The sequence below is a fragment of the Geobacter grbiciae genome (genome assembly GCF_018531165.1).
Lineage (GTDB): Bacteria > Desulfobacterota > Desulfuromonadia > Geobacterales > Geobacteraceae > Geobacter > Geobacter metallireducens.
Genome location: NZ_JAHDIW010000047.1, coordinates 1 through 1,323, shown reverse-complemented (window position 1 = coordinate 1,323; position 1,323 = coordinate 1). Strand labels below are relative to the sequence as shown.

Genomic DNA, 1,323 nt, shown 5'->3' with positions numbered 1-1,323 from the left:
GGCTCTTCGACGTTTCAAGTGGGTTGAGGGTATAGCGACTTGAAGTTGAGCTTTCCGGCGATGATATAGGCCATCGTGATCAGGTTCCGGGGATTGCGATAGCCCCGGGCTCGGGCCTTGGCTGCCTGGATGAGGCTATTGATTCCCTCCAGGAAGCCGCTGGTCAACTTGCTGTCGAAGTGGCTCAGTATTCCATGCCAGTGGTCCTTGACGGTGGTTGCCATTTTCTTGATGAGCGATATTGAGCTCTTTGCAGCCGCGCGACACCACTGGGTGAGCAGGGTTTCAGCCTCTTGGCGATTGGCAGCGAAGTAGACGTTCTGCAAGTTCAGCTTATGGAGGTAGGCCTCGGCGCTTTTCAGGTTCTGGGAGGCAAGGATAGCATCCAGACGCTCGTTTTCCTCCGGGCGCAGGTTCTCCGGGTTTTTGAGAAACAGATAGCGGCTCTTTTTCAGGATTTCCGGGAAACTGCGGGCGTCCTCGGCTCTGACCTTGGCCAGGGTGTCGTTCATTAGCTTGATAACGTGAAACGGGTCGAAGGTCACTGCCGCGTTGGGAAGCTGCTCGCGAACTCCTTTAATGAAGGCTTTGGACATGTCAATGGCCGCGTCAGTGATCAATTCGGGAGCGCCGCCATGGGACTTGAGATCGGCCACGAAACGAGTGACGGTTTCGTTGTCCTTGCCCTCGGTGCCGAACAGCAGTTTGCGCCGGTCGAGATCGAAGAAGAAGGTGACGTACTCATGGCCGCGCCTGGCGGCGGTTTCGTCGATTCCGATGCGACAAACCCCGGAGTAGTCCTCACGGCTTCGAGCCAGTTCCGTGTAGGAGTCGAGGACGCGCCACAGACGTTTGTCGGTGACGGCGAACAGCGTGGCAATCACATTGACCGGCATATCGCGGGACATGGTCATTACCAGAGCCTCGAACAGAAGGGTAAAGCCCGACCCGGCCCGTGCCCACGGAACCTGAACCAGTTTCACGCCGCAGCCACTATTGGGGCATTTTACCCGTGGAACCCGAGCACGGAGATAAGCCTCGTACTGGAAGAAATTCAGGTGCCGCCACTGCTTCTCCACCGTGTCGTGAACCGGCGCCAAGGCACCGCACACTGGACAAGGAAAGCTGGCGCCCCGCTGGAAGTCGATGGTGATGTCAAGGCGGCTTGACTCCTTGCTGAAGGAAACCGATGTCACCTCCCACGGGGGAACGATACCAAGAGCAAGACCAAAAAGTTCTTCAGGTTGCATGACTGTGATGAAACCTCCGGGTATGGGAATGAGGACGAATCATACCCTTACCCACTCAAAACGTCGAGGAGCC

General features: G+C 56.9%; 1 protein-coding gene. It reads right to left on the bottom strand.

Features of this window, described 5'->3' with window-relative positions; translation table 11 throughout:
- Positions 1–14: 14 nt before the first annotated feature.
- Positions 15–1,250 carry an ISL3 family transposase gene (locus KJB29_RS19075; RefSeq protein WP_215735891.1) on the bottom strand — a complete coding sequence of 412 codons (1,236 nt, stop codon included), beginning with the start codon at positions 1,248–1,250 and terminating at the stop codon, positions 15–17.
- Positions 1,251–1,323 lie beyond the last annotated feature (73 nt).